At 71.4% G+C, this 20,358-nt stretch carries 17 protein-coding genes; 12 read left to right on the forward strand and 5 right to left on the reverse strand.

What is annotated here, in order from left to right:
- Positions 1 to 206: 206 nt before the first annotated feature.
- From IE075_RS09630 to IE075_RS09660, 7 genes are all read left to right on the forward strand, one after another.
- Complete coding sequence (locus IE075_RS09630) at positions 207 to 5,639, forward strand: HAMP domain-containing protein (RefSeq protein ID WP_229792447.1); 5,433 nt, start codon at positions 207 to 209, stop codon at positions 5,637 to 5,639.
- Positions 5,639 to 7,363, forward strand: a complete 1,725-nt coding sequence (locus IE075_RS09635) for a response regulator (protein ID WP_189455929.1) — start codon at positions 5,639 to 5,641, stop codon at positions 7,361 to 7,363. Before IE075_RS09630 ends, IE075_RS09635 begins: the two co-directional genes overlap by 1 nt.
- The gene (locus IE075_RS09640) at positions 7,360 to 8,001 is read left to right on the forward strand and encodes a sensor histidine kinase (protein WP_189455931.1); all 642 of its coding nucleotides are present in this window, start codon (positions 7,360 to 7,362) and stop codon (positions 7,999 to 8,001) included. The genes IE075_RS09635 and IE075_RS09640 overlap by 4 nt, the downstream gene beginning before the upstream one ends.
- Before the next feature lie 49 nt (positions 8,002 to 8,050).
- Positions 8,051 to 9,091, forward strand: a complete 1,041-nt coding sequence (locus IE075_RS09645) for a two-component system sensor histidine kinase NtrB (protein ID WP_189455933.1) — start codon at positions 8,051 to 8,053, stop codon at positions 9,089 to 9,091.
- Positions 9,088 to 10,494 (forward strand): nitrogen regulation protein NR(I), encoded by a 1,407-nt coding sequence (ntrC, locus tag IE075_RS09650; RefSeq protein WP_189455935.1) that lies wholly within the window; start codon positions 9,088 to 9,090, stop codon positions 10,492 to 10,494. The genes IE075_RS09645 and ntrC overlap by 4 nt, the downstream gene beginning before the upstream one ends.
- A 65-nt stretch (positions 10,495 to 10,559) precedes the next feature.
- Entirely contained in the window at positions 10,560 to 11,135 is a 576-nt protein-coding gene (locus IE075_RS09655; protein ID WP_189455937.1) for a superoxide dismutase family protein, read from the forward strand.
- A gap of 4 nt (positions 11,136 to 11,139) precedes the next feature.
- Positions 11,140 to 11,631 (forward strand): GNAT family N-acetyltransferase, encoded by a 492-nt coding sequence (locus tag IE075_RS09660; RefSeq protein WP_189455938.1) that lies wholly within the window; start codon positions 11,140 to 11,142, stop codon positions 11,629 to 11,631.
- 209 nt (positions 11,632 to 11,840) lie between these two features.
- Here IE075_RS09660 and IE075_RS09665 read toward each other — a convergent pair whose 3' ends face one another.
- Positions 11,841 to 12,389, reverse strand: coding sequence for a P-loop NTPase family protein (locus IE075_RS09665; RefSeq protein ID WP_189455940.1), 549 nt, complete (start codon positions 12,387 to 12,389; stop codon positions 11,841 to 11,843).
- A 29-nt stretch (positions 12,390 to 12,418) separates the two neighbouring features.
- Positions 12,419 to 13,327 carry a hypothetical protein gene (locus tag IE075_RS09670; RefSeq protein ID WP_189455942.1) on the reverse strand — a complete coding sequence of 303 codons (909 nt, stop codon included), beginning with the start codon at positions 13,325 to 13,327 and terminating at the stop codon, positions 12,419 to 12,421.
- Between the two features lie 96 nt (positions 13,328 to 13,423).
- Here IE075_RS09670 and IE075_RS09675 point away from each other — a divergent pair, with 96 nt between their 5' ends.
- Positions 13,424 to 14,701 (forward strand): acetyl-CoA C-acetyltransferase, encoded by a 1,278-nt coding sequence (locus tag IE075_RS09675; protein WP_189455944.1) that lies wholly within the window; start codon positions 13,424 to 13,426, stop codon positions 14,699 to 14,701.
- Between the two features lie 108 nt (positions 14,702 to 14,809).
- Entirely contained in the window at positions 14,810 to 15,619 is an 810-nt protein-coding gene (locus tag IE075_RS09680) for a CsgG/HfaB family protein (protein ID WP_189455946.1), read from the forward strand.
- A 105-nt stretch (positions 15,620 to 15,724) separates the two neighbouring features.
- On the opposite strand, the gene IE075_RS09685 is transcribed toward IE075_RS09680, so the two are convergent.
- The 3 genes from IE075_RS09685 to IE075_RS09695 all read right to left on the reverse strand — a co-directional run bounded on the left by IE075_RS09685 (position 15,725) and on the right by IE075_RS09695 (position 18,766).
- Entirely contained in the window at positions 15,725 to 16,969 is a 1,245-nt protein-coding gene (locus IE075_RS09685; protein ID WP_189455948.1) for a heme biosynthesis HemY N-terminal domain-containing protein, read from the reverse strand.
- A gap of 39 nt (positions 16,970 to 17,008) precedes the next feature.
- The gene (locus IE075_RS09690) at positions 17,009 to 17,950 is read right to left on the reverse strand and encodes a uroporphyrinogen-III C-methyltransferase (protein ID WP_189455950.1); all 942 of its coding nucleotides are present in this window, start codon (positions 17,948 to 17,950) and stop codon (positions 17,009 to 17,011) included.
- Between the two features lie 84 nt (positions 17,951 to 18,034).
- On the reverse strand, positions 18,035 to 18,766 hold the full coding sequence (locus tag IE075_RS09695) for a uroporphyrinogen-III synthase (RefSeq protein ID WP_229792448.1): 732 nt from the start codon (positions 18,764 to 18,766) through the stop codon (positions 18,035 to 18,037).
- A gap of 67 nt (positions 18,767 to 18,833) precedes the next feature.
- Between IE075_RS09695 and IE075_RS09700 the strand changes: the two genes are divergently transcribed.
- The 3 genes from IE075_RS09700 to IE075_RS09710 all read left to right on the forward strand — a co-directional run bounded on the left by IE075_RS09700 (position 18,834) and on the right by IE075_RS09710 (position 20,293).
- Entirely contained in the window at positions 18,834 to 19,289 is a 456-nt protein-coding gene (locus tag IE075_RS09700; RefSeq protein WP_189455954.1) for a YiiD C-terminal domain-containing protein, read from the forward strand.
- A 58-nt stretch (positions 19,290 to 19,347) separates the two neighbouring features.
- The gene (locus tag IE075_RS09705; protein WP_229792449.1) at positions 19,348 to 19,782 is read left to right on the forward strand and encodes a hypothetical protein; all 435 of its coding nucleotides are present in this window, start codon (positions 19,348 to 19,350) and stop codon (positions 19,780 to 19,782) included.
- A gap of 73 nt (positions 19,783 to 19,855) precedes the next feature.
- Positions 19,856 to 20,293, forward strand: coding sequence for a rhodanese-like domain-containing protein (locus IE075_RS09710; protein WP_189455956.1), 438 nt, complete (start codon positions 19,856 to 19,858; stop codon positions 20,291 to 20,293).
- Positions 20,294 to 20,358 lie beyond the last annotated feature (65 nt).

Consider the following 20,358-nt stretch of genomic DNA (forward strand, 5'->3'; position numbering starts at 1 on the left):
CGCCTGCCGCCGAGCGGGACGGGCGCCCGGCGGAGTCCGCCGAGCGTCGGCAACACCGGTCGAGGCGCCCACCGATGCAAACGCCGTGCCGCAGACCGCATCCGGTGTGGTTGCGATGTGAAGACCGCAACAAGAAACGGCCGTTGCAGCCTCGCTACACTCGCCGGTCCACGCCCGTGGGGAACGGGCCTCTCGAAGTACCCGCCGTGTCCGAACTGCTGACTCCCGTGCGCCCGGTGCCGCCCGTCACCGACGATGTCGACGCGCTGCACCAACTGCTATCCGCCATGGCCGCGATGCGCGACGGCGATTTCAGCGTCCAGCTCCCGCGCCACTGGGACGGCCTCGAGGGGCGCCTGGCCGACGCGTTCAACCAGATCGTCGCGCACAACCGCAGGCTCGCCGCCGAGCTCGACCGCGTCGGCGACAAGGTCGGCCGCGAGGGCCAGACGCGTCAGCGCATCCAGCCCGGCCCCGGAGCCGGTGCGTGGACGCAGATGGAGCGCTCGGTCAACGAACTCATCGACGACCTCGTGCGGCCGGTCGAAACGATGACCGAGGCGATGGCCGCGGTCGCGAAGGGCGATCTTTCGCGCACCGTGCCGCTCGAGGCCGACGGCCGCGCGCTGCAGGGCGAGTTCCTGCGCTCGGCGACGATCGTCAACCGCATGATCGAGCAGATGGGCGAGTTCGCGTCCGAGGTCACGCGCGTGGCGATCGAGGTCGGCACCGCGGGCCGCCTCGGCGGCCAGGCGCAGGTCAACAACGTGTCCGGCGTCTGGAAGGATCTGACCGACTCGGTCAACCAGATGGCGAGCAACCTCACCGCCCAGGTGCGCAACATCGCCGAGGTGACGATCGCCGTGGCGAACGGCGACCTCAGCCGCAAGATCACCGTGGACGTGCGCGGCGAGATCCTGCAGCTCAAGGAAGCCATCAACACGATGGTCGACCAGCTGCGCGGCTTTGCATCGGAAGTCACGCGCGTGGCGCGCGAGGTCGGCACCGAGGGCAAGCTCGGCGGCCAGGCGATCGTGCCCGGCGTCGCCGGCACCTGGAAGGATCTGACTGACTCGGTCAACGCGATGGCGAGCAACCTCACCTCGCAGGTGCGAAACATCGCCGAGGTGACCACCGCGGTCGCAAAGGGCGACCTCAGCCGCAAGATCACGGTCGACGTGCGCGGTGAAATCCGCGAACTCAAGGACACCATCAACACGATGGTGGACCAGCTCAACGGCTTTGCCGCCGAAGTCACGCGCGTGGCGCGCGAGGTCGGCACCGAAGGCAAGCTCGGCGGCCAGGCCGAAGTGCCTGGCGTCGCTGGCACGTGGAAGGATTTGACCGACCACGTGAACTCGATGGCGTCGAACCTCACGACGCAGGTGCGCAACATCGCCGACGTGACCACCGCGGTCGCGAAGGGCGATCTCAGCCGCAAGATCACCGTGGACGTGCGCGGCGAGATCGCCGAGCTCAAGGACACCATCAACACCATGGTGGACCAGCTCAACGGCTTTGCCGCGGAGGTCACGCGCGTGGCGCGCGAGGTCGGCACCGAAGGCCGCCTCGGCGGTCAGGCCGTCGTGCCCGGCGTCGCCGGCACCTGGGCCGACTTGACCGACTCGGTCAACGCGATGGCGAGCAACCTCACCTCGCAGGTGCGCAACATCGCCGACGTGACCACGGCGGTCGCGAAGGGCGACCTGTCGCGCAAGATCACCGTCGACGTGCGCGGCGAGATCCGCGAACTCAAGGACACCATCAACACGATGGTGGACCAGCTCAACGGCTTCGCGGCGGAAGTCACGCGCGTGGCGCGCGAGGTCGGCACCGAAGGCCGCCTCGGCGGCCAGGCGCAGGTGCCGGGCGTTGCAGGCACGTGGAAGGACCTCACCGACAACGTGAACTCGATGGCCGGCAACCTGACCAGTCAGGTGCGCAACATCGCCGAGGTCACGACCGCCGTCGCGAAGGGCGATCTCAGCCGCAAGATCACGGTCGACGTGAAGGGCGAGATCGCCGAGCTCAAGCAGACCATCAACACGATGGTGGACCAGCTCAACGGCTTTGCCGCGGAAGTCACGCGCGTGGCGCGCGAGGTCGGCACCGAAGGCAAGCTCGGCGGCCAGGCGCAGGTGCCGGGCGTCGCGGGCACGTGGAAAGACCTCACCGACAACGTCAACTCGATGGCGTCGAACCTGACCACGCAGGTGCGCAACATCGCTGAAGTCGCCACGGCCGTGGCGAAGGGCGACTTGAGCCGCAAGATCGCGGTCGATGCGCAGGGCGAGATCGCGCAGCTCAAAGACACGCTGAACACGATGGTGGACCAGCTCAACGGCTTCGCCGCGGAAGTCACGCGCGTGGCGCGCGAGGTCGGCACCGAAGGCAAGCTCGGCGGCCAGGCGCAGGTGCCGGGCGTCGCGGGCACGTGGAAAGACCTCACCGACAACGTCAACTCGATGGCGTCGAACCTGACCACGCAGGTCCGCGGCATCGCGAAGGTCGTGACCGCGGTCGCGACCGGCGACCTGCACAAGAAGCTGACCGTGGAAGCGAAGGGCGAAATCGCCGCGCTTGCCGACACCATCAACGGCATGACCGAAACGCTCGCGATCTTCGCCGACCAGGTCACGACCGTGGCGCGCGAGGTCGGCGTCGAAGGCCGCCTCGGCGGCCAGGCGAACGTGCCGGGCACCGCGGGCATCTGGAAGGACCTGACCGCGAACGTGAACCAGCTCGCGGCCAACCTCACCACGCAGGTGCGCGCGATCGCCGAGGTGGCGACGGCGGTGACGCAGGGCGATCTCACGCGCTCGATCACCGTCGACGTGCGCGGCGAGGTCGCGGATCTGAAGGACAACATCAACTCGATGATCGGCACGCTGCGCGCGACCACCGAGTCGAACCGTGAGCAGGACTGGCTGAAGACCAACCTCGCGAAGTTCAGCGGCATGATGCAGGGCCAGCGCGACCTCATCACGCTCGGCCGCATGCTGCTCGGCGAGCTCGCGCCGCTCGTCAATGCGCAGCAGGGCCTGATGTACGTCGTCGAAAGCGGCGGCCCGCGTCCGCGCCTGCGCCAGCTCGCCGGTTATGCCGACGCACCGAGCTCGCCGGTGATGCACACGATCGAACTCGGCGAAGGGCTGATCGGCCAGTGCGCGGCGCAGGGCCGCGTCATCGTCGTCGACGACGTCGCGCCGGGTGCGGTGCGCATCCAGTCCGGCCTGCTCGATGTCACGCCGCGCAGCGTGATCGTGCTGCCGGTGCTGTTCGAGAACGAGGTCAAGGCGGTGCTCGAGCTCGCCTCGCTCGCTGAGTTCACCCCCAGCCAGCGCGGCCTGCTCGAGCAGCTGTCGGAAAGCATCGGCATCGTGCTCAACACGATCGAATCGACGATGCGCACCGAGAGCCTGCTCGCGCAGTCGCAGCAGCTCGCCGGTGAACTGCAGTCGCAGCAGAAGGAGCTGCAGCAGACGAACGAGGAGATCGCACTCAAGGCCGCGCTGCTCGCCGAGCAGAAGGCCGAGGTCGAAACGAAGAACAAGCAGATCGAACAGGCGCGCATGGCGCTCGAGGAGAAAGCCGCCGAGCTCGCGCTCACCTCGCGCTACAAGAGCGAGTTCCTCGCGAATATGTCGCACGAGCTGCGTACGCCGCTCAACTCGATCCTCATCCTCGGCCAGCAGCTCGCCGAGAACCCGGATACGAACCTCACCTCGCGGCAAGTCGAGTTCGCGCGCACGATCCACGGCGCCGGCACCGATCTTCTGCACTTGATTAGCGACATCCTCGATCTGTCGAAGATCGAGTCGGGCACGGTGAGCGTCGAGCGCGAGGACGTCGCGTTCGCGCACCTGCGCGAAAACCTCGAGCGCGGCTTCCGCCACGAGGCCGAGCGCCGCGGGCTCGAGTTCGGTGTCGGCATCGCCCCAGGGCTGTCGCGCACGCTCACCACCGACGCCAAGCGCCTGCAGCAGATCCTCAAGAATCTGCTGTCGAACGCGTTCAAGTTCACCGAACGCGGCAGCGTGCGGCTCGCCGTGCGGCCGGTGCGTTCGGGCTGGACGATCGGCCATCCGACGCTCGACGCGGCCTCGCAGGTCGTTGCGTTCGAGGTCAGCGACACCGGCATCGGCATCGCCCCCGACAAACAGCGCCTCGTGTTCGAAGCGTTCCAGCAGGCCGACGCCGGCACGGCGCGCAAGTACGGCGGCACCGGTCTCGGCCTGGCGATCAGCCGAGAGATTGCCGGCCTGCTCGGCGGTGAGCTGCGGCTCGAAAGCGCACCGGGCCGCGGCAGCACGTTCACGCTCTACCTGCCGCTGGCTGCCGGCGAGGCGCTGCCGGCGCCCACGCGCGGCGACGCGCGCACGCCCGTCGCCCTGCCGCCGGTCAGCGAATCGCTTGGCGGCGCGTCCGAGGCGGTCGATGACGACCGGGATGGGCTCGATCCCGAGCGGCCCACGCTGCTCGTCGTCGAGGACGACGCGCGCTACGCCTGCGTGATGCGTGACCATGCGCGCGCGAGCGGGTTCAACGTGCTCGTGGCGACCAGCGGCACCGAAGCGCTGCGGCTGGCCCGCGATTACCACCCGGTCGCGGTCTCGCTCGACATCTTCCTGCCCGACATGCTCGGCTGGGCCGTGCTCGCGCGGCTCAAGCAGGACCCGGACCTGCGCCACATCCCGGTGCAGATCGTCACCGTCGACGAGGAGCGTCACCACAGCCTCGAACGCGGTGCGTTCGCGTACCTCGCCAAGCCCGCGTCGAGCGAACTCATCGGTGAGGCGTTCGACCGCATCCGGCGCTACACGCAGCCGCGAACCAAGCGCGTGCTCATCGTCGAGGACGACGAGCGCGAGCGCATGAGCATCGAGGCGCTGATCGGCCACGACGACATCGCGATCGACACCGTCGGCAGCGGCGCCGAAGCGCTCGAGAAACTGACGGCGGACGAGTACGACTGCGTCGTGCTCGACCTGCGCCTGCCCGACATGACCGGCTTCGACCTGCTCGAGCGCATGCAGGGCGAGCCGCGCGTGCGCGAGGTGCCGGTCGTCGTGTTCACGGGCAAGGAGCTCGCGGCCGACGAAGACCGCCGCCTGCGCCGCATGGCCAAGAGCGTGGTGATCAAGGGCGTCGAATCGCCCGAGCGCCTGCTCGACGAGACCGCGCTGTTCCTGCACCGCGTGGTCAAGAACCTGCCCGAATCGCAGCAGCGCATGGTGCGCTCGCTGCATGCCTCCGACGATGCGCTGCGCAACCGGCGCGTGCTCGTGGTCGACGACGACGTGCGCAACATCTTCGCGCTCTCGAGCGTGCTCGAGCGGCACGGCATGCACGTGATCACGGCCGGCACCGGCCAGGAGGCGATCGAGAAGGTCGCGGCCGACCCGGCGATCGACCTCGTGCTCATGGACATCATGATGCCGGGCCTCGACGGCTACGACACGATGCGCGCGATCCGCGCCGACCCCGAATCGCGTGCGTTGCCGATGATCGCGCTGACCGCGAAGGCGATGAAGGGCGACCGCGAGAAATGCCTCGAAGCCGGCGCGTCGGACTATCTCGCCAAACCCGTGGTCACGGATGACCTGCTCGCGATGCTGCGCCAGTGGCTGCACCGCTGATGAGCCCGTTTCCCGCCACGCCGGTCGAACCGGTCAACATCCTGCTGGTCGATGACCAGCCGGGGCGATTGCTGTCGTACCGCGCGATTCTCGAGCCGCTCGGCGAAAACCTCGTCGAGGCCGGCTCGGGCACCGAGGCGTTGCGCCGGCTCATGGACGGGGAGTTCGCGCTGATCCTGCTCGACGTGAACATGCCGGGCATGGACGGGTTCGAGACCGCGAACCTCATCCACCAGCACCCACGCTTCGAAAAGACGCCGATCATTTTCGTCACCGCGGTCAACGTGACCGACATGGACCGCCTGCGCGGCTACAAGCTCGGCGCGGTCGATTACGTCAGCGTGCCGGTGATCCCCGAGATCCTGCGCAGCAAGGTCATGGTGCTCGCCGAGCTGTACCGCAAGCGCCGCGAATTGCAGCTCGCCAACGAGCGGCTCGAAGCGGCGAACGAAGCGCTGCAGGTCGAGAAGGCGCGGGAGCTCGAGAGGCTCAACGTGTCGCTGCGCAACGCAAACGCGCAGCTGGCCGCGCGCAATGCCGAGCTGCAGGCGCAGATCACCGTGCGCGAAGGCGCGGAAGCGCGGCTGCTCGAGCAGGACCGGCGCAAGGACGAGTTCCTCGCGACGCTCGCGCACGAGCTCCGCAACCCGCTCGCGGCGCTCGGCAACGCGATCAACCTGTTCCGCCTCGCCGACCGCGACCCACTGCCGGGCTTCGAGCCGGCGCGGCTGCAGGACACGATGCAGCGCCAGTTCGCGATGCTCGTGCGGCTGATCGACGACCTGCTCGACGTCGCACGCATCAGCCAGGCCAAGCTCACGCTCAAGCGTGAACCCGTCACGCTGCAGGCGGTGCTCGAATCGGCGGTTGAAACGACGGCGCCTCTGCTCGATGGCGGCGCGCATGCGCTGCAGCTCGAACTGCCCGATGCGCCGATCCCGCTCGTCGCCGATCGCCATCGGCTCTCGCAGGTGTTCTCGAACCTGCTCAACAATGCGGTCAAGTATTCCGACGCCGGACAGCCGATCCACGTGCACGTGCAGTGCGACGCCGATAGCGTCGAGATCTGCGTCGAAGACCGGGGCATCGGCCTGCGCGCCGAGGACGCGCGCGGCATCTTCGAGCTGTTCACCCAGGTCGACACCTCGGTCGAGCGCGCCCGCGGCGGCCTCGGGATCGGCCTCACGCTCGTCAAGCGCATCGTCGAGATGCATGGTGGCGACGTGCATGCGCACAGCGCAGGCGTCGGCCAAGGCTGCCGTTTTGTCGTGCGGCTGCCGCGCGCCGCGGTGGATACGGCGGTCGATGCAGCGCCCTCGACGAACGCATCCGCACCGGTCGCGGCGCGTCGCCGTGTGCTCGTCGTCGACGACAATTGTGATTCGGCCGACACGCTCGCAATGACGCTCGAACTGCTCGGCCACGATGCGCAGCGACTGTACGACCCGCACGCGGCGGTCGAGGCCGTCGCGCGCTTCCAGCCCCAGGTGGTGTTCTTGGATATCGGCATGCCCGGCCTCAACGGCTATGAACTCGCACGACGCCTCCGCGCCGCCCCCGGCGGCAGCGCACTCACGCTCGTCGCCGTGACCGGCTGGGGCCAGCCTGAAGACCGCCGGCGCACGCACGACGCCGGCTTCGACCACCACCTCGTCAAGCCGGCCGAGATCGCCGAGATCGAGCGCGTGTGCGTCCTGCAGGCCGAACGCGAGGCTTTGGCATGAAGCGCTGGAGCGATCGTCTCGCGCATGACCTCAAGGGCCCGCTCGCGCCGCTGCAGACCGCCGCGTTCCTGCTGCGCAGCGGCGCGCTGCCGCCCGAACGCCAGCGTGAGCTCGTCGATGTGATCGACCGCCAGACGCGCCGGCTCAACCGCATGATCGAGGAGCTCGGCGACTTCACCCGCGCCGAGCAGAACCGCCTCGTCACGCGCCGCGGCCCGTGCTCGCTCGCGCTCGTGCTCGATCTCGCGCTCGGTGCGGTGCCGGATGCGGCGACCGAGCCCGAGTTCATCGGCGGCACCGACGCGATCGAGATCGACGGCGACGAACCGCGCCTCGTGCAGATGTTCGGCACCCTGCTCTCGCATGCCCGCGCGCGCGATCCGGCCCACGCGCCGGTGCTGCGCATCGAGCCGCTCGACGCCGGCGTGCGCGTGAGCGTCATCGACCGCGGCCCCGCGCCCGACCCGACCGCGCTTGCCGGCCTGTTCGACGCGCCGCAGCCGGCGCCGGCCGACGAGGGGCTGGGCCTGGCGCTCATGCTCGCAGGCGCGATCGCGCAGGCCCACGACGGCCGTCTCGACGCGCACCCGGCCGACACCGGCGGCCTGCGCATCGACTGCTCGCTGCCGCGGCTCTGACCGTACGCCGCGGGTCATGCGGCCCGCGACCGTGCACTACCATGGCGCGATGCCCGCCCTTGCCGCGCCCGCGCTCGATCCGCTGACCACGCCGGTCGCCGTGCTCGATGCGGCCGGCACGCTGCGCACGTGCAACGCCGCGTTCGCACGCTGGCTCGGCGTCGGCGCCCGCCGCCTGCACGGCGCCGCATTGACCGCACTTGATGCCGACGCGCGCCTCGGCGCCGCGCTGGCGCGCATCGTGGCCGGCGAGTCCGCGCCGCTGCGCGTGCGCCGCGTGCGCCTGCGCTACCCCGACACCGACGACCGCTTCGCCGACGTCTGGCTCAGCGCCGACGACGACGGCGGCGCGCTGCTCGAAGCGCACCCGGTCGACGAGTTCCCCGGCGACGACCCCGCCCTGCTGCTGCCGTCCGCGCTCGCCGCCTCGCTCAAGGGCCTCGCGCACGAACTGCGCAACCCGCTCGCCGGGCTCAAGGGCGCGGCGCAACTGCTCGGGCGGCGCATTGATCCGCGCGACGCCGACACGCGCGATCTCATCGACCTCATCGACGACGAAATCGCGCGCCTGACCGGGCTCGTCGACCGCCTGCTGAACCCGGCGCCGCCGCGCGTGCACGCACCGCTCAATATCCACGCCGTGCTCGAGCGCGTGCTGCGCCTGGCCGAGCACGACGCCGGCTGGGCGGTGCGCCTGCTGCGCGACTACGACCCGAGCCTGCCCGAGTTCGACGGCGACAGCGACCGCCTCACGCAGGCGGTGTGGAACCTCGTGCGCAACGCGATCGAAGCCGGCGCCGGTCAGGTCACGCTGCGCACGCGAGTCGAGCACGGCCTGCGCATCGGTGAGGCCGTGCACCCGATCGCGCTGCGGCTGGAAATCATCGACGACGGCCACGGCGTGCCGGAGGCCCTCGCCGAGCAGCTGTTCCTGCCGCTCGTGTCCGGGCGCGCCGAAGGCAGCGGGCTCGGGCTCGCGCTCGCGCAGCAGGTCGCGCGCGAGCACCGCGGCTCGCTCGCGTACCGCTCGCGGCCGGGGCATACGGTGTTCACGCTGCTGCTGCCGATGCGCGCCGGAGCGGCCGCATGAGCGCGCGCGTGTGGATCGTCGACGACGACCGCAGCGTGCGCTTCGTGCTCGCCGCGGCGCTGCGCCAAGCCGGCCACGTCGTCGACGCGTTCGATCGCGCGGCCGCGGTGCTCGATGCGCTCGATGCGCAGCCGCCGCCGGACCTGCTGTTCACCGACGTGCGCATGCCCGGCGACGACGGCCTCGCGCTGCTCGACAAGCTCAAGGCGCGTGCGCCGCAGCTGCCGGTCATCGTCATGAGCGCGTACACCGACGTCGCGAGCACTGCGGGCGCGTTCCGCGGTGGCGCGCATGAGTTTTTGTCGAAACCGTTCGACCTCGACGACGCCGTCGCGCTCGTCACGCGCACGCTCGGGCGCGATCCCGCGCCGACCGCGGACGTCGCGCCCACCCCGGCGCCCGACGCGCCCGGACTCGTCGGCGACGCGCCTGCAATGCGCACGCTCTACCGCGCGATCGGCCGCCTCGCGCAGGCGCCGCTGTCGGTGCTGATCACCGGGGAGACGGGCACCGGCAAGGAACTCGTCGCACGCGCGCTGCACCGCGAATCGCCGCGCGCGCGCCGCCCGTTCGTCGCGCTCAACACCGCGGCGATCCCGGCCGAACTGCTCGAATCCGAACTGTTCGGCCACGAGGCCGGCGCGTTCACCGGCGCAACGCGTCGCCACGTCGGCCGCTTCGAGCAGGCCGACGGCGGCACGCTGTTCCTCGACGAGATCGGCGACATGCCGCTCGCGTTGCAGACGCGCCTGCTGCGCGTGCTTGCCGAGGGCGAGTTCTTTCGCGTCGGCGGCCGCGAGCTGATCCGCGTCGACGTGCGCGTCGTCGCGGCCACGCACCAGGACCTCGAAGCGCTCGCAGCCGACGGACGCTTCCGCGCCGACCTGCTGCACCGGCTCGACGTCGTGCGCCTGCGCCTGCCGCCGTTGCGGGAGCGCCGCGAGGATCTCGGCATCCTCGCCGAGCGCTTCCTCGCCGCGGCCGCGGCGAAGTTCGACGCGCCGCCCAAGCGCCTGTCGGGCGATGCACTCGCACGGCTGCACGCGCACGACTGGCCCGGCAACGTGCGCGAACTCGAAAACCTGTGCTGGCGCCTCGCCGCGCTGGCACCGACCGAGCGCATCGATGCCGACGACGTCGACGAGGCGCTCGGCGTTCGCGCCGCGAGCGCCGCGTCGCAGGCAGACCCCGAGCGCTGGGACGACGCGCTCGGCACGTGGGCGACCGCGCAGCTCGAACGCGGCCAGTCCCAACTGCACGCACGCGCCCTTGAACGCTTTGAACGCGCGCTCATCGACGCCGCGCTCGCCTACACCGGCGGACGCCGCACGGAGGCCGCCGCGCGGCTGGGGCTGGGCCGCAACACGATGGGCCGCAAGCTGCGCGGCGACCGTGCGCGCTGAGCCTTGTGCACGCGATCACCTGTGCTGCGCTAGCCTCGGCCACCCCGATTGACCGGAGCCGAACGATGAAGACCGCGCTGCTTGCCGCATCCGCCGCCCTCGTGCTCGCCGCCTGCGCGAGCAGCCCGTCGACCACCGCCGCCTCGACCGGGACAGCGGCCGCCGCCGCGCCGGCCGTCTCGACGATGCGCGAAGCCAGCGTCGTGCTGGCCCCTGCCTCGGGCAGCCTCGTGAGCGGGCGCTTGACCGCGATGCCGATGGGCAGCGGCGTGCATTTCACCGGCGAAATCGGCGGCCTCACGCCCGGCAGCACGCACGCGATCCACATCCACGAGCGCGGCGACTGCAGCGCGGCCGACGCGAGCAGCGCGGGCGGCCACTTCAATCCGGCCGGCCAGCCGCACGGCCAGGTCGGCACCGCCACGCACCATGCCGGCGACATGAACAACCTGCTCGCGAACGCGCAGGGCGTCGCCCGTGTCGACGCGCATGCGCAGGGCGTCACGCTCGGCGGCGGCGCGGCGAACGACGTCGCGGGTCTTGCCGTGATCGTGCACGGCAAGGCCGACGACTACCGCAGCCAGCCGTCCGGCGATGCCGGCCCGCGCGTGGCCTGCGGCGTGATCACCGGCAAGCGCTGAGCGCATGGACTCGACACTGCGCGTGCGCGACGCGCACCTGCGCGATGCCGAAATGCTCGCGCAGTGGGCGATCGCGATGGCGCGCGAAACCGAGCACAAGCACCTCGACCCGGCGACGGTGCTCGCCGGCGTCGAGGCCGGCCTCGTCGATCCGGCAAAAGCCCGTTACTTCGTCGCGATGCGCGAAGTCACTGTGGCCGGTCGCGAGACGATTGGCGAGGCGGTCGGCACCCTGATGCTCACGCGCGAGTGGAGCGATTGGCGCTGCGGCGACTGGTGGTGGATCCAGAGCGTGTACGTGCCCGAGGCGCACCGCCGGCAGGGCGTGTTCTCGGCGCTGTACCGCCACGTCGAGCAGCTCGCGCGGCAGACCGAGGGCGTCGTAGGCCTGCGCCTGTACGTCGAGCGCGACAACGTACGCGCGCAGGACACCTATGCGGCGCTCGGCATGACCGACGCGGGCTACCGCATCTTCGAGCGGGAGTTCGAACGCTGATCGCACCCGGCGCATGCGGCGCCGGGTGGTTCGTCGGGCGCGCATGTCCACCACTCGCACCTCGACAAACGCTGACGATGCGTCGGGCACCCTCTGACGCGCAGCCGCGCGAGGCGCTCGCGCGGTTGATCGATTCGGTAAACCGCACCGTGTCACGCGCGATGCGTTGAGATTCGACGGCGATGCGCTGCGCATCGGCCGGAACAGAATCAATCGGCCGCGTCGGGCCCGGTGGCATGCATCACCGCACGCTGCACATCCCAGCGCGTCGCGAGCGCCTCCAGTGATGCGCCCGTCTGCTCGATCTTGCATCCGGCATGCGCATCGAACAGCGCCCGATGCGCGCGCAGCGACCACGCGTCCTCGCGCGTCGCATACGCGGCCACCCACGCCTGCAAGGCGTCGAACATCGAATCCTGCTCGGCGCGCGAGGCGTACTTGTGCGGCTCCCACGCCCTGCGCCTGTTGTGCACGAGGCAGGCCTCCACGCCGGGGTTGAGGAACACGAGCTCGTCGGCGCGCTGCGCGGCGATCGCGACCAGCTCGCCGTAGCAGCCCTCGATGACCCACGCCGCGTGTGCGTCCATGAACGCCTGCAGGTCCGCCTGCACGGCCTCGGCCGCGCGTGCGACCGCGATCCGGCCCGGCTCCCAGACGATGGAATCGAGATCCAGGTGCGCGAGCGCATGCGTCGATGCGAGCGCGCGCGACAGCGTGCTCTTGCCGGAGCCGGAGTTGCCGAAGACGACCAGCCGCATCAAGTGCTTCGCGCAGTGGGCCGCAGCGCTCAGACGAGCACGGCGCGGCAGTCGGTCTCGGCCGGGCAATGCACGAACTGCACCGGCACGCCGTGTGCGGCGAACACCGCGGCGATCTGCCGCTGGCGCACTTCGAACTGCGTGAAACGCCGATGCAGGCGGGCGCGTGCGTCCTCGTCCGTGCAATCCGCATCAGGCTCGTAGCGTGCATGCCAGCCGTTCGGCGAGAACAGCGCGATGCGCGCTTCGCCGTCGCCGTAGCGCACGAGCGGCTCGGGTGCGGCGTCGAGCCAGGCCTCGCCGGTCGGTTCCAGCAGCGCGGTCTCGAGCAGCGGCCACAGCGGCGCCAGGCCGGCGTGTTCGTACTGCAGCGCGGTCATCGCGGCGAGGTCGTGCGCGGTGAGGTAGCGCGCGTGCTCGACACGCAGGCCGAACAGCTCCTGTGCCGCGAGCGCCGTGTCCGCGCCGGCCATGCCGCGCTCGAGCAGCTCGCGCTCGAACGCATCGCCGACCGCGGCCGCGGTGTCGGCATCGCCGCCGAGCACGAACGGCACCAGGCGCAACGGCCCGCCGGCATGTTCGGGCGATGGCGCTAACGCGCCCGGCAGCGCCTGCCCGTGGGCGCCGAACGCGATCACGCGCGCACCGCCGCCACTGCTCGGTGCGCGCGCGGCGAGCTGGTCGAGTTCCTGGTGCAGCGGCCACGCCGGGCGCAGCAGTTCCACCGGGTCGTAATGCGCGCCGACGGTGACGAGATCGAGCGACGCCGCCGCGGGCGCGAAGCGCGCAAGGTCGTTCGCGATGCGCTCGGCGAGCGCACCGGCCTCGTGCTGGGCGAGGCGGTCGCGCGCAACCGGCGCGTCGCCGCGCAGTTCGAGCGCGAGCGCGCCGAGCACGTGCACGGCGTTCGCAGTGGGGTCGTCCGAAGCTGAACTCATTCGATACGCAGGCGTTTGGTCGCTCGCGACGGCGGGCGCTACACTCGATCGCATTATGCCCGCGCCGCTGTGCGGGCCGTCGTGAGGAGCCTGAAGATGCTGCAAGGCCGTCCCGTCGCCGTGATCGGCGGCGTGCGCATTCCGTTCTGCCGCCAGAACACCGCCTACGCGGATGTCGGCAACCTCGGCATGTCGATCCGCACGCTCGGCGCGCTCGTCGAGCAATACGGCCTGCACGGACTGCAGCTCGGCGAGGTCGCGCTCGGTGCGGTCATCAAGCACTCCGCGGACTGGAACCTCGGGCGCGAAGCCGCGCTGTCGTCGGGGCTGTCGCCGCTCACGCCGGGCATCACGATGCAGCGCGCCTGCGGCACTTCGCTCGACACGATCTCCCATGTCGCGAACAAGATCGCGCTCGGGCAGATCGAATCCGGCATCGGCGGCGGTTCGGACTCCACGTCCGACGTGCCGATCGTCTACGGCAAGTCGCTGCGCCGCCGCCTGCTCGCTGCGAACGCCGCGAAGACGCCGCGCGACAAGCTCGCGGTGTTCCGCGGCTTCAAGCTCAACGAACTCAAGCCCGATTTTCCTGGCGTCGCCGAGCCGCGCACCGGCAAGAGCATGGGCGAGCACTGCGAGGACATGGCCAAGCAGTGGAACATCCCGCGCGAGGCGCAGGACGCCTGGGCGCTGAGCTCGCACCAAAAGCTCGCGGCTGCGTATGAACGCGGCTTTCTGGATGACCTCGTCGTGCCGTTCCGCGGCGTCACGCGCGACAACGTGCTGCGCCCCGACAGCACGCTCGAAAAGCTCGCCGCGCTCAAGCCCGCGTTCGACAAGACCTCCGGCCGCGGCACCCTGACCGCCGCGAACTCGACGCCGCTCACCGACGGCGCCGCCGCCTGTCTGCTCGGCTCGGCCGAATGGGCGCAGGCGCGCGGCCTGGAACCGCTTGCGTGGCTGCGCGACGTGCACGTCTCGGCGGTGGACTTTGTGCACGGCGAAGGCCTGCTCATGGCGCCGACGATCGCGGTGCCCGAAATGCTCGCGCGCAACGGCCTGAGCCTGCAAGACTTCGATTTCTACGAGATCCACGAGGCGTTCGCCGCGCAGGTGCTGTGCACACTGCGCGCGTGGGAAAGCGTCGAGTACTGCCGTGATCGCCTCGGCCTGGACGCACCGCTGGGCGCGATCGACCCCGCTCGCATCAACCCGAACGGCTCCTCGCTCGCGACCGGCCATCCGTTCGCGGCGACAGGCGCACGCATCGTCGCCGCGGCCGCGAAGGAGCTCGCGCAGCGCGGCGGCGGCCGCTGCCTGATCTCGATCTGCACCGCCGGCGGCATGGGCGTGGTGGCAATCCTCGAGCGCTGACCAAGGCTGGTTCCCGGTGTCGCGGCATCGACTCTGGCGCTAGCATTCGCCCATCGGGTCAGGACGGCCCGACGGGTCCGGCGCCCATCGCCGCGATTGGGGAATGCAATGAAGCACGTAGTCTGCCTGGCGGCGCTGTTCGCCAGCTTTGCCGCGTCCGCGGCCGACCCGGCCACGACGGTCGATCAGAAGCAATATGAGCTGCCCCAGTGCGACGTGCCGGTGGCGCGCGTGGTCGTCGGCGAGCTCAAGTGCAAGTCGGCCGGTTGCGAGGCGGGCTCGCAGGGCAACGATCCGGTCTCCGGCTTGGAGCGCCTTGCGCGGGCGGCGTCGGGCAACGCGAGCGTCGGCTATCCGGGCATCGGCGACGGCATGGGCGCGATGCTCACGACCGCGCTCAAGCAGACCGGCTGCTTCGACATCCAGGAGCGCGAGGCGCTCGACGAGCTGCGTGAGGAGCTGGCGCTCGTCGGCAAGACCGTCGAGGCCGAGCAGGCGGAGTTCATGATCTCCGGCGCGATCACCTCGATCGGCACCAGCACCCAGAGCCGGTCGTTCGGCGGCGGGATGATCCCGGTCGTGGGCTCGATCGCGAAGACGAAGCAGCAGTCCGAACTCTCGCTCGACCTGCGCATCATCGACGTCAACCGCGCGAAGGTGGTCAGTTCCGAGACGTTCGTGGCTGACAACACGACCTCGAGCACGAGCTGGGGCGGCGCGGCCTGGGCCGGCATCGGCGGCATGGTCGGTGGCATGTCGAACATCAAGGGCACGCCGATGGAAGCCATCGTGCGCGATGTGCTCGTGCGCGCGGCTTCATACGCCTCGAAGGGCATCGTTGCGCACAAGTCCGCCGCAGGCCCGGCGGCGACCGTGGGCAGCGCGGCAGCGGGCGCCGTGGCGGCGCCGAGCCCCTGATCGAGACGTTCTGAGGTTACGGCGACCGCAGCGCGTCGATGCGCTGCGGTCGCACGCCTGACGTAACGGCAAGCCTGAAGTAACGGTGTATCGAGACGCGACGCCTCAGTCGCGCAGGCGCGGCAGCGCATGCGCCTCGCGCTCTTCGAGCGGGCCGTCGGTGATCGCCGGCGTCGTCGCGCGCGGCCACTCGATCAGCGCCTCGCCGCGCCCGGCGCGCAGCGCGTTCGCATAGGCCGTGCGCGCGCGGACGTCGTCGCCGGCGGTCGCGTAGCCCTCGCCGAGCGCTTCCCAGGCCGGACGGCCGGCGCCGTGCGTGATCGCGGTCTGCAGGTGCGTCTCGGCGGTCGGCCACAGCCCGCGCTCGGCCTCGAGCCGCCCCAGCGTGAAGTGCAGCGCCGGGCTCGCAGGATGCGCCTGCAGCCAGCGCTCGGCGCGCTCGCGACGCGCATCCAGGCGGCCGATCGGCAGCTGCCCGTACAGCGCGGCCAGCGATTCGTCCCAGTGCGCGTCGAGCGCGTCTTCGATGCTCTTCGCTGCGGCCTCGTCCCAGTTCAGGGCGGCCGCGCGCTCGGCGTATGCGGCGACGATGCGCGGATCGCGACGCAGCGGCTTGGGCATCGCGTCCCAGCGATCGGCGAGTTCGTTCGCATCCGGCGCTTCGCGCAGGCCCGCCTCGGCCCAGGTCGCTTCGAGCCGCGTCAGCCGCCCATCGGGCCAGACCTTCTGCTGGCGCAGCGCACCGAGCAGGCCGTACGCCTCGCCGGCGCGGCCGAGCGCCGCAAGCGCTTCGGCGCGCAGCGCGAGCCCGCGCGGCGGCAGCGGCTGTGCGTCGGGGTCGTCGAGCGCGACAAGCGCGTCGCGCGGGCGGTCGTGCGCAAGCGCGAACTCGGCCCGCGCGACGGCGCGCAGCCCCGCGTGGTCGTCGGGCAGCGCGTCGAGGTGGCGGTGCGCGAGGTCGAGATCGCCGTTCGCCGCGGCCGCGCGCGCGGCGCCGAGGCGCGCAAGCGCAGTGCCCTCGCCATGGTCGGCGGCGGACGCGAGTGACTTCTCGGCGCGCGACCAGTGGCCGTGCTCGAGCGCCTCGTACCCGTCGGTCAGCAGCGCGCGGGTGCGCCGCTCGCGGCGCCGGCGCACCGCGGCGATGGGCAGCGTGATGAGTTTCCACAGCAGCCACACGCCCAGCAGCACCGCGATGCCGACGAACAGCGCGACCGCGAGCGTCGTCGTGTAGTCGAAGCCGCGGTAACGCACGAGCAGCAGGCCGGGGTCCTGCACGAGCAGCTGCGCGGCGAACGCACCGAGCAGGGCGAGCACGATCCAGAACAGCAGGTGGCGGAACGGGTTCATCGAGTCACCTGAAAGCAAAAGGCGCGGCGGCCTGGGCCCTCATCGCGAGCCGTGGCGCTGCCGCAGTTGCTGGAGTGTCGTGCCGAGCGCGGGGAGCGTCGGTGAAAGCGCGTGCATGGACAGCGCCTGCACCCGCGCGAGCTGCCGCTCGCGCGCGGCCGACGCCGGCCACAGCGTGCGCAGCGCCTGCCCGACGCGCGCGAGTGCGCCACGGAATGCGGTCGCGTCGCGGCGCTCGGCGGCCGCGCGTGCGAGCCCGAGTTCGAGCTGCAGCGCGGCCTGCCACGCGGCGCGATCGACCTCGCGGGGCAGCGTGCCGGTTGCGCTCGGGCGCACGTCGACCAGCGTGCCCAACAGCCGTTGCCAGCCCGGCGCGGTGTCGGCGGGCGATGCCGACATCGGCACCGGTCCACTCACGCGGCGGCCGAGCGCAGTGAGTTCTGCGAGCGCCTGCGTCCTTGGATCGGCGCCGGCGGCATCGAGCGAGGCGCGCTCGTGCGCGAGGGTCTGCCGCAGGTCGGTCAGCGCCGGATCGGCGAGCCCGTCGAGCACGCCCGCCGCCAGTGCGTAGGCGCGACGCGCGCCGTCGAGATCGCCCATAAGTTGTGCACGATGCACGCCGGCCGCCAGCAGCAGTTCGACCTCATCCAGCCGCAGCGCATGCAGGCCCGCCGCCTCGCGCTGCGCGAGCCGGGCCAGGGTGTCCTCAAGCAGCGCCGCACGCTCGCCGAGCGCGAGCAGTTCATCTCGCAACACGCGGTTCGTCGCGTCTGCGTGCTGCAGCCGGCCCTGTTGGCCGCGCTGCGCCAGTCGCAGCGCATCCAGGCGCGCCTCGAGCGCGGCGAGGCGCGACTGGGACTCCGCCGCCTCGGCCTCGCGGCGCGACTCACGCACCTGCCATTGCCACGCCCCGACGCCGAGCGCGCCCGTGAGCGCGACGACGAGCAGCCACGGCGTGATCGCGCGGCGCGGGGTCGACACGGAGGACGCGGGATCGGCCACGGGGGAGGCAGTCGGAGGACGCCGCGGATGCTACCGGAAGCGCGCGCGTGCGCACGCTCGGCTTCAGCGCGGCGCGCGCGCGACGGTCGCCGCCGACACGAGCTGGCCGGGTCGCGGGCCGGCGGCGCGCACGACGTCGCGGAAGCCGAGCGTGCGCGCGAGCGCGGTAAGCCGGTCACTTGCGGCGACCGCCTGCGCGCAGCGCAGTTCGCGAACCGCCGCCGGCGGCAGCGCGGCGAGCACCTGCCGCAGCGCTTCGCCGCTCGACAACGCGAGCGCACACGGCGCATCGATGCGCTCGAGCGCAGCGACCGCGGACGGCGCCGGTGCGAGCACCTCGCGCGCGTACACGTCCGCCCGCTGCACCTGCGCTCCGCGCGCGGCCAGCGCGGGTGCGATCGCGTCGCGCCCGCCCGGTGCGGTCAACAGGCCGACCGTGCAGCCGGCCACGTCCTGCAATGCCGACAGTGCAAGCACGCCCTCGCTGTCCATGCGTCCGGGCACGTCGACCGCCCGGACCCCGGCGCGACGCAGCGCCGCCGCGGTGCCGGTGCCGACCGCGCACCAGCGCGTCTGGACGTCGCGCAGCGGCCGCATCACCGCGGCGGCGCGCACCGCGGTCGGGCTCGTGACGACCACGCAAGGCGCGGCGAGCGCGGCGTCGAGCGCAGCGAGCGTGGCCGCATCGGTGCGGTCCACGAGCCGCCATGGCGACAGCGCGATCAGCCCGGCGCCCGCGCGCGCGGCGGCCGCGCGCAGCCCGGCGTGCTCACCGCGCGGTCGCAGTGAGATCACGTACCATCCCGGCGCTTCGCGTGGTCGTCCGGCCATGCCGTCCAGCTTCGCACAGGCCCCACGACGCATGACCGACCCCGCTCTCGCCCGCTTGCTGCACCACTACGAATCGATGCCGCCGGTCGCCGCGATGCGGCTGTCGATCGCGGGCTATGACGGCACTCGGCTGCGTCTGCACGCGCCGCTCGATGCGCACGTCAACGACAAGGGTTGCGCGTTTGGCGGCAGCCTCGCGTCGGTGATGACGCTCGCCGGCTGGGGGCTCGTGTCGCTGCGCGTCGAGGAAGCCGGCTTCGATGCGGACGTGTTCGTCGCCGACAGCCAGTTGAGCTACCTCGCACCGCTCTACACGGACCTCGACGTCGAGGCCGAACTCGCGCCCGATGGCGACTGGACGACGTTCACCGACACCCTGCGAACGCGCGGCCGTGCCCGCGCCTCGCTCGTGGCCCGCACCCGCCTACCCGACGGCGGCGCGGCCACCGAATTCACCGCGCGCTACGTCGCCAAGCTGCGCGGCTGACGCGGCCGCGCGCGATCGGGCTAGCATGGCCGCCCGACCCGCTGCACCCGAGCCCGCCATGCCCCTCCGCCTGTTGCGCGTTGTGATGCTCTCGCTGCTCGCCGTGTTCGCGCTCGTCGGCTGCGGCAGCACGCCGAAGACGACCCAGCGCGACCGCCTCGACGCGCTGCAGTACACGTGGTCGGCCGCGATCCGCTGGGGCGACTTCGAAGGCGCGGTGCAGCTGCTCGATCCCAAGCAGGCCGACACCGCCACGCCGACCGCGCTTGAACTCGAGCGTTACAAGCAGGTGCAGATTTCCGGCTACCGCGATCTCGGGGAGTCGCGCAACATCGATGCGGGCACCGCGGTGCGCGAGATCGAGATCGGCGTCATCAACCGGCACACCCAGGCCGAGCGCACCGTGCGCTACCGCGAGACCTGGCGCTGGGACCCGGACGCGAAGACCTGGTGGGTGACCAGCGGCCTGCCGGACCTGTGGGCCGGACAGTGACGCGCCGGCCGCCGCGGTGGTGTTGCCCGCGACGCTGGGCGACAATCGCCGCCCCCGCGACCGACCTGACGCCGTGACGACCGACGAACTGCTGGCCTTTGCCGGCCGCCACATCTACCTGTCGCTGGCGCTCGCCGGCCTCACGCTTGCGATCATCTACACGGAAATCGCGCGGCTCACACGCGGCTTCAAGGCGCTGCGCCCGGCCGAACTGACTGGCCTGATCAACCGCGAGGACGCGCTCGTGGTCGACCTGTCGGCGACGAAGGAGTTCGAAAAGGGCCACATCGCCGGCAGCCGCTCGGTGCAGCCGAGCCAGTTCGACCCCGAGAGCAAGCTGCTGGCGAATGCGAAGTCGCTGCCGGTCGTCGTCGTCTGCCGCACCGGACAGGGCTCGGCCGACGCCGCCAAGCGCCTCAAGAAGGCCGGCTTCGAGAAGGTCTACTGGCTCGACGGCGGGATCGCCGCGTGGCAGCAGGCCGAGTTGCCGCTGGTCAAAGGCCGCGCCTGATCGCGCGGCGGCGCCGGCCGCCGCAGCCCCGCCCTGCCTGTGTTTGCCGCATCTGCGGCGCCGTG

Origin of the sequence: Cognatilysobacter bugurensis (genome assembly GCF_014652095.1) — a bacterium.
Lineage (GTDB): Bacteria > Pseudomonadota > Gammaproteobacteria > Xanthomonadales > Xanthomonadaceae > Cognatilysobacter > Cognatilysobacter bugurensis.